General features: G+C 57.7%; 8 protein-coding genes and 2 pseudogenes. 8 read left to right on the top strand and 2 right to left on the bottom strand.

Features of this window, described 5'->3' with window-relative positions:
- The first annotated feature begins 47 nt into the window (after window positions 1–47).
- The 4 genes from EJ077_RS01950 to EJ077_RS01935 all read left to right on the top strand — a co-directional run bounded on the left by EJ077_RS01950 (window position 48) and on the right by EJ077_RS01935 (window position 5,195).
- Window positions 48–938, top strand: a complete 891-nt coding sequence (locus EJ077_RS01950; RefSeq protein WP_127249595.1) for a hypothetical protein — start codon at window positions 48–50, stop codon at window positions 936–938.
- 232 nt (window positions 939–1,170) lie between these two features.
- Window positions 1,171–3,234, top strand: a complete 2,064-nt coding sequence (gene sctV / locus EJ077_RS01945) for a type III secretion system export apparatus subunit SctV (protein ID WP_063169272.1) — start codon at window positions 1,171–1,173, stop codon at window positions 3,232–3,234.
- Between the two features lie 53 nt (window positions 3,235–3,287).
- Window positions 3,288–3,830, top strand: coding sequence for a tetratricopeptide repeat protein (locus EJ077_RS01940; RefSeq protein WP_245458616.1), 543 nt, complete (start codon window positions 3,288–3,290; stop codon window positions 3,828–3,830).
- Window positions 3,831–4,724: 894 nt separating this feature from the next.
- Window positions 4,725–5,195: a MucR family transcriptional regulator gene (locus EJ077_RS01935; protein WP_127249594.1), complete on the top strand. Its 471-nt coding sequence runs from the start codon at window positions 4,725–4,727 to the stop codon at window positions 5,193–5,195.
- Between the two features lie 228 nt (window positions 5,196–5,423).
- Here the strand turns inward: EJ077_RS01935 and EJ077_RS01930 are convergent, their stop codons facing one another.
- Both EJ077_RS01930 and EJ077_RS01925 read right to left on the bottom strand, forming a co-directional pair.
- On the bottom strand, window positions 5,424–5,636 hold the full coding sequence (locus tag EJ077_RS01930) for a cold-shock protein (RefSeq protein ID WP_127249593.1): 213 nt from the start codon (window positions 5,634–5,636) through the stop codon (window positions 5,424–5,426).
- A 1,542-nt stretch (window positions 5,637–7,178) separates the two neighbouring features.
- A complete protein-coding gene (locus tag EJ077_RS01925) occupies window positions 7,179–8,300 on the bottom strand; it encodes a DUF418 domain-containing protein (protein ID WP_126097377.1) in 1,122 nt (373 codons plus the stop codon).
- Window positions 8,301–9,054: 754 nt separating this feature from the next.
- Between EJ077_RS01925 and EJ077_RS01920 the strand changes: the two genes are divergently transcribed.
- The 4 genes and pseudogenes from EJ077_RS01920 to EJ077_RS01905 all read left to right on the top strand — a co-directional run bounded on the left by EJ077_RS01920 (window position 9,055) and on the right by EJ077_RS01905 (window position 12,795).
- Window positions 9,055–9,513: a response regulator transcription factor gene (locus EJ077_RS01920; protein WP_245458615.1), complete on the top strand. Its 459-nt coding sequence runs from the start codon at window positions 9,055–9,057 to the stop codon at window positions 9,511–9,513.
- Window positions 9,514–9,757: 244 nt separating this feature from the next.
- A pseudogene (locus tag EJ077_RS01915) lies at window positions 9,758–10,192 on the top strand (helix-turn-helix domain-containing protein); the annotation flags it as partial.
- Window positions 10,193–10,811: 619 nt separating this feature from the next.
- Window positions 10,812–11,470: pseudogene (locus EJ077_RS01910) on the top strand (response regulator transcription factor).
- An 80-nt stretch (window positions 11,471–11,550) separates the two neighbouring features.
- Entirely contained in the window at window positions 11,551–12,795 is a 1,245-nt protein-coding gene (locus EJ077_RS01905) for a sensor histidine kinase (protein ID WP_050580534.1), read from the top strand.
- Window positions 12,796–13,413: the final 618 nt, after the last annotated feature.

The raw sequence follows: 13,413 nt of genomic DNA, 5'->3' as shown, positions 1-13,413 counted from the left end.
CGCATGGCAATTGCCATGCGGCTTCTATCCTGTTTGAGAGATGCTCTGTGGATGACGCCGTTTCCCTCCGTTTCGAAGTGCGTTCGGGGCACTATTGCGGTCTGACCGGCAAGACGGATCTTCAAAAGTGTTTAATCGGCAGCGGCTTCGATGCCGATTTGGTCTTTGTCGAGCAGGGACTGGCACCGCAGCACCTTCGTGTAACTCTTCTTGGCAAGTCGATCGAACTGGAGGCGCTTGCACCCGGACTCAGTATCGAGGGCAACCGGAATATCGCCGCAGGCCAGTCCGTTGTTGTGCCCCTTCCTGTCGTCCTGCTCGTAGGCGAGATGTCCATTGCTTTGTCCGTGCAGGATGCAGAGCCGCCTGGTTCGACCGGCATACCGCGCCTACCGATCGGTGTGCTCGCCATGGTCATAATCAGCTCACTCGGGATCGGCGCGCTTTCAGGCACGATCTCCTATCTTGGCAATGCAAGTGGATCGAGCCCCAATTCACTTCGGGCTGAAGTCGCGTCCAGAACGATCAGTCACCGCGCTGACAATGAACTTACGGAGGCAGCGGCCCAAGAGCTGCAGGAGGAAGTCGATCGAGCGGGTCTTCTCGACGTCAAGATTGGGTCGGCAAAGGGTGTTGTGACCGCCGAAGGCACCGTCACGTCTGAATCGGTCATCAGCTGGCAGAAGCTTCAGCAATCGTTCGATCGTCGCACCAAGGGTACTCTAACACTGGTGAACGGAGTGCTCATCAAAGAGGAGAAGGCGCCATCCGCAATCGCGGTCGAAGCTGTGTGGCATGGGGTCCAACCATATATTGTCATCGACAGCGAGAAGTATTTTGTCGGCGCCATTTTGGCTGATGGATGGGTGGTCGATCGTATTGAGGACAGCCGTGTGCTGCTGAGCAGGAATGGCCGCATTGCTGCTCTCCAATATTGAAAGCTCGCAGGCCCCATCAAGCAGCACTCTATGGCCAGCCAAACATCCTGTCGCGCTCGGTGCTGACAAGCTGGCTGCGTTGGAAACATTTGCTGCCCAGCCATTTCGCGCCTGCTTGTGGCTCTCATGCAGGGTCACGCGCTGGCCAAGGCTGAGGCGCCTTCGGAGTTCGAAAGCCACGTTTCATGGCGTAACAGCAGAGTAAGTCTCAACCGATTGCAAAGGTGTCTCGATGGCCAACGTCCTGCGTGACTTCATCAAGCGTGCGCCGGCCAGCCCGGATTTAATGGTTGCGTTGATGCTGCTTCTGGCTGTCGCGATGATGGTCATGCCTATCCCGGTCGTGGTGGTCGACGCCCTGATAGGATTCAATATGGGGTTGGCCATACTGCTGATGATGGTTGCCCTGTATGTCAGTACTCCACTTGATTTTTCCTCTTTGCCCGGCGTTATTTTGATTTCCACTGTATTCCGTCTCGCGCTCACGGTCGCAACGACGCGACTGATCCTGGCCGAGGGGGAGGCCGGCAGCATTATTCATACTTTTGGCGATTTCGTCATCTCAGGCAATATCGTGGTGGGTTTCGTCATATTTCTGGTCGTCACCATGGTGCAATTCATGGTCCTCGCGAAGGGTGCCGAACGGGTGGCAGAAGTGGCGGCGCGTTTCACGCTGGATGCTCTGCCGGGCAAGCAAATGGCGGTCGACGCAGAGCTACGCAACGGCCACATCGATGCCAACGAATCCCGCCGGCGGCGCGCCGAATTGGAGAAGGAAAGCCAACTATATGGCGCGATGGACGGCGCGATGAAATTTGTGAAGGGCGATTCCATCGCCGGGCTGGTGGTTATCTGCATCAACATGCTGGGTGGAATTTCGATCGGCCTGCTCTCCAAGGGCATGTCCTTCGGCGAGGTACTGCATCACTACACTCTGCTGACGATAGGCGATGCATTGATATCGCAGATTCCGGCCCTTCTGCTCTCCATTACTGCGGCGACCATCGTCACCCGTGTGACTGGGACGGCGAGGATCAACCTCGGTACAGAAATGGTCAGTCAGCTCACGGCCAGCACTCGAGCCTTGCGACTGGCGGCCGGCGTCCTGGTTGTAATGGGGTTCGTTCCTGGGTTTCCCCTCCCCGTCTTTCTGATGCTGGCCGCAGTGTTCGCTGCGGTAAGCATTGTCAAGGCTGATGTGCTGGGCGCCGGCACTGCCGATGCGAAAGGTGGAACTGCAGCGGAGCCTAAGCAAGCCGCGCCTGCGAAGGAATTCCCGATCGCATTTTTTCTAGCGCCAGATCTTATGCAGGCGGTCGATCAAGCCGAATTGCAAAAACATATTGGGCGCGTTTCGCTCCTGGTCACAGCCGATCTGGGCATTATCGTTCCTCGCATCCCTGTCTTGGTTGACGAGCAGCTGCCTGAATCGCAATTCCGAATTGATGTCGAGGGCGTGCCAGTCGAACAGGACGCCTTAGATCCAAACCAGATGGCGCTCCGAGCCGATGTAGCGCACGTCGACTCGAGCGGTGTCCCCCTTAGACGTGAGCCGAAAACGGACAGACTCCCGGTTGAACATACCCCTGCAAAGGCCCTTACGGGCGCCGGCACGGAGCATAGGGCTCCCGGCGAACTCCTCGCCTTGCGCGTCCATGCAGCGTTGACCCGCTACGCACCGCGATTGGTGGGCATCCAAGAGACCCGACATTTCCTGGGCCGAATGGAGCAGGAATATTCTGAGCTTGTGAAAGAGGTGCTACGCACGACGCCGATTCCTCGGATTGCCGATGTTCTGCGCCGCCTCCTGGAGGAAGGTATCCCAATCCGCCACACCCGTCTCGTGTTGGAGGCATTGGCCGAATGGAGCGAGCGTGAGCAAAACGTTGCCCTGCTGACGGAATATGTCCGTTCTGGTTTGAAGCGACAGATCTGCCACCGCCATGCCAACACGGAGGGCATCGTGTCCGCCCTGGTCGTCGAGCGCGAGAGCGAGGATGTGATGCGTGGCGCGGTTCGAGATTCGGATGCAGGCCCCTATCTCGCACTGGAGGATCGGCAAAGCGAAGCGATGCTATCACAGATACGTCAGGTCCTTTCGAACGCAGAACCGGGTCAAACCCGCCCTATTCTGTTGACGTCGATGGATGTCCGACGTTTCGTCCGCGGCTTTCTGACGCGAAACGGGGTTGATCTCGCCGTGCTGTCGTATCAAGACCTCGCCTCCGACTTTACAATTCGCCCCGCAGGATCCGTCACACTCCCGCACGGATCGAACAGCGGATTGTTAGAGTAGTCCCACCTTTCCTAACTGAACGCCACGCGCCTCCCCGATAACTGAGAGATAACATGAATAGTAATACAGTTTCTCCATCGCCTATGTTTCTGCGCCGGAACTCACTTCTTTTTGCCGTACTCGCCATTCTGCCTTTGGGCGGTTGCGCCAGCTGGCAAAAGCCGGCTCTTTCCGTGCAGGAGACATCTTCCCCCGAGTTGCTCAGCGCCGATCAAATCGATCCGGCTATGCGCGAACGCATTTTGCGCGAAGTTGGTCAGGATGTTCAAGAGCGGGCTTTGCGGGATGAGGTGAAGCAGCACCCGGACAATGTTGATGCGGCGATACGACTTACAAATGCCTTGGTGGGCCAGAAGCGCCCGCACGAAGCGGTTGAGGTGCTCGACAGCGTCTTGGTTGCAGCCCCAGGAAACGTACGTGCATTGAATGCGAAGGGCGTGATTTTGGACATTGAGGGGCGGCATGACGCGGCACAGGCCCTGTATCGGCGAGCTCTCGAAAACGAGCCAGGCAATGAGATGGTGCAGCATAACTTCAATCTGTCGCTTGCCTTTAACGGCAAGTCCGAACAACCAAGGTTAGCACGATCGCAATAGGTGGGCACAGTGCATGCGCAGCCTGTTCCCCGGCTCGAACACGCGCTCGGCTCCCATCATAGATGGCCCCCTGAAGAGAGCCATATCTATGCAAAACAGTTGCTCCAGATCTGGCCGGCAGAGATCGGCAGGAGAGCCGGATGACATCACGCGGCCACCCGCAAGGCCACCCGCCTCGCTTCGTTGCCAGAGCGCCCTCTCCCTCGCCGGTCACCGTCTCGCAATGCGGCGACCTGGCTTAAGGCGGTCGACCGAGCGCCCGATGCAGTAGCCATGAATACGTAACGCAGCGATGGACCCGCCGGATCGTGTCGCGCTTGTGCTGGCCGTCCCGGCCATTACAGCACGGTGATTGTAGCTGGATCATATTCTAGAGGCATCGATGGTGTGGATGCCTTCGATCCAAACAATCGATTTGTTGAATTCGTCCGCCTGAGGAAATTAGCTGCGGCGATCCGACTTCCGACGCCTGCAGGCGCAAAACCAACAGCGTGAGCGCTGCGGGTCCGGAGGCAGGCTGCAAAGTGCAATCACCAGCGCTGATAAGCGGCAAGTGAAGAATGTATCGCTCGGGCGACTCCTGTGTTGTGCACGGTTGCCCCGCGAGGTGAACTGTAGCAGCTTGGCAGCTCAGCGTTCACGAAAGGAGAAAAGATTTGGGGCCAAGCAAAGACCGGCTTTTTTGATTGTCTTGCTGTATCGCTATGGTGGGGCGGGCGCGACCGCTCCCATAATTCAATACGCTGCCTTTAGCGATGGACGATGACGGGATGCGTCGCCGAGACTTCAATGGTGGAGGAGCAGCGCACCCGTCGATCCATTTGCTTTCAGCGGCAACCGCCACTATGAAGCGACACTTCGCCCAACTGTGTTTCAAGCTGCCCGGAGAAGTTTATGACAGAAGAACCCCACAAGACCGACATCCTCATCGAGCTCACTGCCGATGTTGTATCAGCCTACGTCTCCAACAACCCCGTCCCGGCGGGGGAGCTTCCTGCCCTGATCGCCCAAGTGCACGGGGCTCTAAACGGCACGGCTGGACTCATACCGGCAGAAGAGCCTGTGCCTTTAAAAAAACCTGCTGTCCCGATCAAAAAGTCGATCGAACCGGACTACATCATTAGCCTTGAAGACGGCAAGAAATTCAAATCGCTAAAGCGCCATCTGGCGACGCACTATGGTCTGACCCCAGACGAATATCGCGCCAAATGGGGTCTGCCGTCGGATTATCCCATGGTGGCGCCGAATTACGCCGCTGCGCGCTCCGCCTTGGCCAAGACCATGGGACTCGGCCGCAAACCGAAAGAGCCGGAAGCCCCAGCCACGGCGCCGGCGAAACGGACCCGCAAGAAGGTCGCAGCCTAAATCCGTATTAACAGTCGTTCGGACGCGCAGCAGCCGTTGGCCCAATCTGCGCGGAATCAAAGGGCGGGGATGAGCCCCGCCTTTCCCGTCCAAGAGCCTCATTTCCAGAGTAATTCATGATGGCTCCAGCAATCCCTGCCGCGGCATTAACTTGCATGCTCCGGCCCGGGTTTCGAGCCGTCAATGCGTTCCGGCGATGACGAACCTTGCCAAGGCTTTCCCGGACCGTTAGCCAACCTTGCTGAGGCTGCCTGCAGAGGACTTTCCCGTGCGGCGATCCTGTTCCACCTCGTAGTTGATCTTCTGGCCCTCATTAAGGGTCGACAGGCCCGCTCGTTCAACAGCGGAAATGTGGACAAAGACATCCTGACCGCCGTTGTCAGGCTGAATAAAACCAAAACCCTTCGTGCTGTTGAACCACTTCACCGTTCCAGTCGCCATATCCATTCCTTTGTAATAAGTCGCAACTTAGGCAGGCCATTCACGCCAGCCTGATTTGTACACGAGACTTTAGGCGCATCAAAATCGGAAAATTGCAAGGCCCACTCGATCGCCTGATCTCCAGCAGCAACTGCAACATATGCGAGGCGCGTGCCAGACGAGGCGTATGCCAGACGTTTCGTCGTGCCCTGTCGCTCGAACGTTGACAGAAACAATGACACACCTTGCAAACTCGGCACATCTTGTGGACGTGCTCGGGTCGCTTCTCGACTGCGATACCCGCTCCTGACCGGGTATCGTCGGCCAAAATGAGGGTTTTTGTCATGTGCCGCCAGACCGAAAGATCAGGCGCGCAGCGACCTGCACATTCAAACCGGAACCCGCGAACCTCGATTAGCTTCTGCCTGCTCCGAAGGGCGGTAGCCTGCTCTGAGGCGGGCCACTGTCGGGTTGAAAACCAACTGTCGGGTTCGGAACCCCAGATTGTCGGCAAGGTACGCGCCGCCCACTGGTTGGCCAAAGGGGCACTGGCTCCTGATCCTGCCGCCATGCTCGCCCGATCTCAACCCGATCAAGACAGGTCTGCTCAAAACTCAAGGCGCGGCTGCGGAAGAAGGCGGCCAAAACTTTCGACGCTCTCTGCGGAACTCTCGGCGATATCTGCCAGCTGTTGGAGCCAAATCAAAAACCATTAATTGCGACAGGTGATTTTATGACATTCATTGCGAAGAGGCCAGAATGAACAGCGGAAGAGAGTAGCAGCTCTCTGGCCGCGGCGAGGTGGATCGTCGACACGATCGGCACCTGGCCCGTGCGGGGATCGCACCGCAGCCAGCACCAGAGCCAGACCTTGACCGCTTGCCTTGCTCAGGCGCCACAACAACGAGTGGCTGGAAGCAGATCCACGTGAACTCAGCGATATCGATCAGACGATGCTTACCCTCATGAAAGCCGATCCCGACGCTGTCCAGCGCCGCGAAATCCTGACCAGCATATGGCGCATCGGATGCCACCGCCTGCACACTCACCATCGACATGCCGGAACTCGGAACCAAAGGCCGCAAGCCTCGCCGGCCTCGGCAAAATGGAGCGGCCGCGCCTTCATCCGGGGCGGCCGGGCCAATGTTCGCCAGGCCCTCTACATGCCCGGCCTTCGCCCTGCGCTTCAACCCCGACCTCAAGGCAAAATACCAGGCGCTAAAGGCGGCAGGCAAACCCGCAAAGGTCATCATCTTGTTGCGAAAGCTCCTCATCCTAGCAAACGCTCTCCTCAAGGCGCAGCGAAAATGGCCCCTAAAACCCTTGACCGAAACGGATACCTTAGCCTTTCAGGTGAGGCGGGCCGAGATAGACCAACCGCGGGTTTAACTTCGCGAGTTTAAGCTGATTATGCCGATGCAACTCTAGCGCCTGCGCGACCGTTTTAGCTTCCATCAACAAGGCGGCAGGGTGGGAGGAAGTACCCTCCCCTGCCGCGAACAAGCTTTGGACAAAGCCCCACCTTGTCCGTAATGTGATCGGGAGGCCGGGGCGCGGCGGTGCTCAGCGGATGTGACGCGCGAGATCTGCGACCCTACCCATCAGCACTTCCACCGGTCCTCGCTGGAAGACGCGCAGCCAAAGCACCGCAAAAGTGCTGATAACCACAACGAAGCCAAAGAGCGTGGACAGGCTCTCGTCTTTGAAAATGTTTATCTTCATAAGATAGGCTATTCCCGCAATGTGCAGCACATAGGCCGTCAAAGACATCGAGCCGACTGCGATTATTGGCCAGACCAGCTTTCGCAGACGCGGGAGCGCATCCACAGCGAGCATGCAAGCCGCCAAGATGATCATTGCGCAACCGGTGCTGCCCACGATCGAAAGCGTCGTTTCGCTATGAGGTGCGGCTATCCATGACGACTTGACTATAAATGACGACTTGGAAGGCTCAAAAGCGCCGTCAACGTCAGACCACCACAAGGAGGTTTCAGTCAAAGCGCGGGAACTCAGCGCGAGCAAGGATCCCCCATGGCCCAACACGGCCAGCGCGACCCCCGCCAGACCAAGGCGCCAATGCGCTGCTAGCGTATTAAGATTAAGGCGCGCGATGGCCATGCCAGCGATGAGGAAAGGAACCCAGGTCACCGCGGGATAGTAGCCGTTGACCATGAGGTTGAAGACCGGGTCGAGGAGGTTGGGGGCAACCGACAGAAGGGAGGAACGGACTTGCGGGAGAACTAATGCCGTAGCGGCAGCGATCAAGCCCAGCTGATATGCGCTGAGCCGATGGAGCGGCAATACCAACAAGAAGCAAATTCCGTAGTATTCTAGGATGACTTCGACCTGGGTACCGAGGCAGCCCAGGATTGAGCCAAGCGCGAGCAAAACAAGGGCACGAATTGCGACTCTGGCGATGGCCTGTCTACCGGCTATCCCCGACTTCGGCGCCTTGCGACCTGTAATCAGGAGGATTGAAAAACCGGCCAATACGGCAAACAGGGCCGACGGCCGCCCATGGGTTAGTTCCATCAGAAACCCGACTAGTCCTCCTTCGCCGGGGTCGGGACCGAGATGGGCGGCATACATCCCGAAGACAGCCAGGCCCCGAGCGAGGTCGATGCCGACCAGCCGATCTACTACCGACCCATTCCTAGCGTCGGCAACCGGTGCCTTCATTACCATGGTAGATTCCCTTGTTGGGTGTGTGGATCGCGGGAGCCGCGATAGGAGAGCCGGTCGGCTGCTGCCGTCGCCTCGTGAAAGGGTTCAAAACATCGCGCCATCTGGCGCATCGAGCCGGCGACAGAGCTGTTCAGCCATTAGCCTGGGGTAAGAACAACAGATCGGCTCACAAAGCCTGTGTCACGGACCTGAAAAGTGGTGTCGCGGAACCGTCGTTTTTTGCATGATGGCTAAGCCGAGAGATCCACTGCACCGACGAGAGACTCAGCGACGTTGGATATCCGATCAGTACGCCGCGGCTCCGCCGGTGACGATCACCCCGGGTGTCAAGGCCAGGGCGTAAACCTGCCATAATCTGTGGTGGTGCGCCCGCGACCAATCCGTTCGACAAAGCTCGGCGCATGGTCGAGCCAATCATATTCTTCCATGTGGCTGTTGCCTGAAAAACCGAAGACGCCGTTCGCTGGTCCAGCTGTTCCAGACCTCGGCCTGCGTCGGTCATTAGAACCGGCGCGCCTGTTTCCCAAATCAATTTGCTGATGCAGCCGCCGGGGGTCACATTGAGCAAAAGTGCCGAGGTCAGGACGGGTTTCATAGGGGCTCTTCGTTTGGCTTTGTTAACGACCCCTTTCTTGCAAGTTGTAGCTGACAGCAGCCTGAAAGCTCCCCAAATAATTCGCTGCCGCCGGTTCAGCCTATTGTCAGCTTCGACCAATAAGATGGGAGCCTTGCCCTCATACCGGAGCTCGGAAGCATGATGCGAATACTGCTCACTGAAGACGATAAGGACCTTGGAAGTGCTATGCACGATCATTTGGTGGCTGGTGGCCACGCGGTCGACTGGGCCAAGAACCTGTCCGAAGCGCGCGATTATGCAGCTGTGGTCGGCTACGACCTTATTTTGCTCGACGTTCACCTGCCGGACGGCAATGGGATCGACTATCTGCGGGAGCTGATCAAGGAACTTGAATCGGCACCGGTCATCATTCTGACAGCCTGCGATCGGATTTCGCATCGCATCGAGGGCTTCAACGCTGGAGCCGACGACTATTTGGTCAAGCCGTTCGATCTGGGGGAACTCTCAGCGCGTATCCATGCAGTGGCACGTCGCCATGGGCATTTTCCGGAGCCGCAATTTTCGGTTGGGACGCTTTCCATACAGGCAGCCGAGCGACGCCTCTTCCGCGAGGGGCAGGAGGTCTACCTGACTTGACGCGGATGGGCGGTGCTCGACTACCGTCTGCCCCAGCCCTGCACGGTCGTTTCAAAAGGGAAGATCGTGGACGCGCTTTTCGGCAGACGGCGCTGATTCATACTCTAAAAGAAAATTCGGCTTCCAGTTGCCTTGGCCATGACTGCCCTTCCCGAGAGATGGGTGACAGTTCATTCCGGATAGATGGGTTAAACTTTCGGCCCTTTGCAAGGAGAGCAAGGTGCCTTGGAAGGAGTGTAACGTCATGGAAGAGCGGCTGAAGTTCGTCGCCCGGCTGCTGGACGGCGAGAAGATGGCGGTGCTTTGCCGGGAGTTCGATATCTCGCGCAAGACCGGCTACAAGATCCTCACGCGCTACAACGACAGCGGCCTGGAGGGGCTGACGGACCGATCGCGGCGGCCCTATCGCCACGCCAATCAGCTTCCGTTTCAAATCGAGAAGCTGATTGTGCGCCTCAAGCAAGACAAGCCGACATGGGGTGCGCCGAAGATACGCGAGCGGCTGGCCCGGCTGTATCCGGATGTGCACCGGCCCGCGATCTCGACCGTGCATGCCGTGCTCGACCGCCACGGCATGGTCGAGCGCCGCAAGCGCAGGCGCAACAGGGCGACGGGGACACCACTTTCAAACGGCTGTCGCCCTAACGATCTTTGGTGTGCCGACTACAAGGGCGAGTTCGGCAGAGAACACGGCCGGGACAGGGGATCACAAACACTTGACCGTTCCAGACCCTGGCAGTGGCGCATCGATTGACCGTTGGCTCTGTTCGTGGGCACCGAAAATAGGGCCTTCTTGGTCCTCGGCAGAGAATATGGCCCGGACGGGGGATAACAAACACTTGACCGTTCCAGACTCTGGCAGTGGCGCATCGATTGACCGTCGACTCTGTTCGCGAGCGCCGAAAATACGGACGACCCCTATGGTCAAAGTGCACTTCTGACCTGCTAGGCACTGTTCGATAACTGGAGGCACCCGCTACGGTGCCCTCGTATTTAAGACACCTGTCAGTTTCAAGCCTGGACATTGACGCGTGGCGCGGCTGCCATTCGTTGACCGCCACGTCGAATTGCCCGCCAACCAGTGTACAGCCGCCGGTGGTCACATTGAGCAAAAGTGCCGAGATCAGGAGGGGTTTCATAGGGGCTCTTCGTTTGGCTTTGTTAACGACCCCTTTCTTGCAATTGTAGCTGACAGCAGCCTGAAAGCCCCCAGATATTCGCTGGCGCCGGTTCAGCCTACTGTCAGCTTCGATCAATAAGGCAGGAGCCTTGCCCTCATACCGGAGCTCGGCAGCCTGATGCGAATACTGCTCATTGAAGACGACGACGACCTTAGAAGTGCTGTGCACGATCATTTGGTGGCTGGTGGCCACGCGGTCGACTGGGCCGAGGGCCTGTCCGGAGCGCGCGGTCATGCAGCTGTGGCCGGCTACGACGTTATTTTGCTCGACGTTCACCTGCCGGACGGCAATGGCATCGACTATCTGCGGGAGCTGATCAAGGGGCTTGATACAACGCCGGTCATCATTCTGACAGCCCGCGATCGGATTTCGCATCGCATCGAGGGGCTCAACGCTGGCGCCGACGACTATTTGGTCAAGCCGTTCGATCTGGGGAACTCTCGGCACGCATCCGTGCAGTGGCACGTCGCCAAGGGCATTTTCCGGAGCCGCAATTTTCGGTTGGGACGCTTTCCATACAGGCAGCCGAGCGACGCCTCTTCCGCGACGGGCAGGAGGTCCACCTGTCTGGACGCGAATGGGCGGTGCTCGACTGCCTTCTACGCCAGCCCGGTTCGGTCGTTTCAAAGGGGAGGATCGAGCACGCGCTTTATTCATTCAATTCGGAGTTCGAGAGCAACACAGTGGAGGTTTATGTCAGCCGGCTCCGCAAGAAGATCGGCGGGGATAGAATAGCAACCGTGCGTGGCTCCGGATACAGGCTCGTGGTCACATGACGAACTCGAACAGCATGACGAGAAAGCTGCTATCGTGGTTAGGCGGGGCAACGCTCCTGGTTTGGATCGCCGCCCCAACCATGGCTGCGTTCATTTTTTGCAATAATGTAAACGAAAGTTCGGATGACTTGCTCCAGGGGAGCGCAAAGTACAGACAACCAGAGCTGATCAAGGTCTTGAATGGAAAACACGTTGATCAATACAATAACAACTTTCCCACTTACGAAAAGTACTTTACCTATCGTGAGCAGGTTATTAATAAGTACGGGATAGTGCTTATTTCTGAACCGGAAGAGGGTCAGCAGCCCTTCCCTGATGCTCCCCTGAGTAACGGCTTTTGGGGAAACGCTGATTACCGCGTCTACACAGAGGAGATCCAAGACGGCGTGTATCATCAGTTGGCCGAACCGCTTCATGGCCGCCGTACCACAATCGCGAAGGGCGCACTTTTTGTCTTCCTTCCGACACTCGTGCTCCTGCCCTTTAGCTTAGCTGTTTGGTGGATCGTGATCCGGCGCTCGCTGCGGCCAATCGAGGTACTGCGACAGCAGATCGGATCGCGCGACGGCGGCAATCTGTCACCAATGGACTTGGGCGATTTCCCGGCAGAGTTGGCTCCAATCGCGGCATCCGTCAATCGGCTTCTCGATCGTCTGCGGGCGGCTCTCGAGGCCGAACGCGAGTTCGCCGCAAACAGTGCGCATGAACTGCGCACGCCGATCGCAGGTTCAATCGCTCAGATGCAGAGATTAGTGGCCGAGCTTCCCAATGGGTCGGCCAAAATGCGTGCGCGCGGCATCGAGCAAGCGCTGTCGAGCCTTGGCCGCCTTGTCGAAAAAGTGCTTCAGCTCGCTCAAGCCGAATCGGGGGTTGGCATGGCGGATCACGCGATCGATCTTGTCCGATCGGTTCGGCTGGAAATCGACGACCTGAGGAAAAAGCCGCAATATGCCGGACGCCTGCATCTTAACGTCGACGGCTGCCCCACTTTGATGCGCAAAGTGGATGTCGATGCGTTTGGGATCCTCCTTCGTAACCTGATCGAGAATGCGCTGATACATGGACTGCCCACTGTTCCGACAACAGTTTCCGTCCAAACTGATGGAACCATCGCTATTGCAAACGCCGGACCGGTGGTGCCCCTCCCCGACCTCGAAGGGCTTACAAAGCGATTTAGTCGTGGTGCTACTCCTGCTGCGGGCTCAGGCCTTGGTCTACATATCGCTAACATGGTTATCCAGCGGATCGGTGGCAGTCTAGAGCTTGCGTCGCCCGCCCGCGGTCGCAATGATGGTTTCGAGGCGATCATACGAATTCCTCAATGACACCGGTGAATTCGACGACATTTGGACACAGGGCGGATTGCTGGCAAGGCTGCTGACATGGCGAACTGTACGGCAGTATGTATACGGCGTAGAAATCGTACTTCACACAACGCATTTCGGCCGCGGCAATCAATGCCGCTATCATCGTCTGAGCAGTTCGATCGAAGCGACACGACATGATCGGCAAAATCGAAGGCTCCGCCTCACCGCTCGCTCGATTTCGCCCGGGGAGAAAAGAGGCCATCCGAGAAAGTGCAAGCCGCCGCGCAAAGGCGACGTGTCCAATTGTCTGGGTGCCCCTGTGCGCCGGCCCGATCGGGTTGGCGCAGGTCCAGTAAGGACCCGGACCAACCATTCCATTTAGACGACCGGCAGGTTTTAATCGGCGTCCGGATCGCCGGCCCAAAATGCCCCAAGTATACGGCTAGAAAGGCTGCCAACGATCGAGCTTTGGTCGGAGGCGTGCTTGTCAGCGTCTTGGGTGCTTGACCGGCCTTTGCAATGGCCATCGCCATCGCAAGTATCGTGCGTGGCCAGTGAGACCGCAATTTCATCAGCCTGGAGCCGACCGTATCGGTGCTTTTTTCTGATTTAGGGATTTTTCGTTTTCCTCTTGGA

The organism is Mesorhizobium sp. M8A.F.Ca.ET.057.01.1.1 (assembly GCF_003952565.1).
Taxonomy (GTDB): Bacteria; Pseudomonadota; Alphaproteobacteria; order Rhizobiales; family Rhizobiaceae; genus Mesorhizobium.
This window is presented reverse-complemented; position numbering and strand designations above follow the sequence as displayed.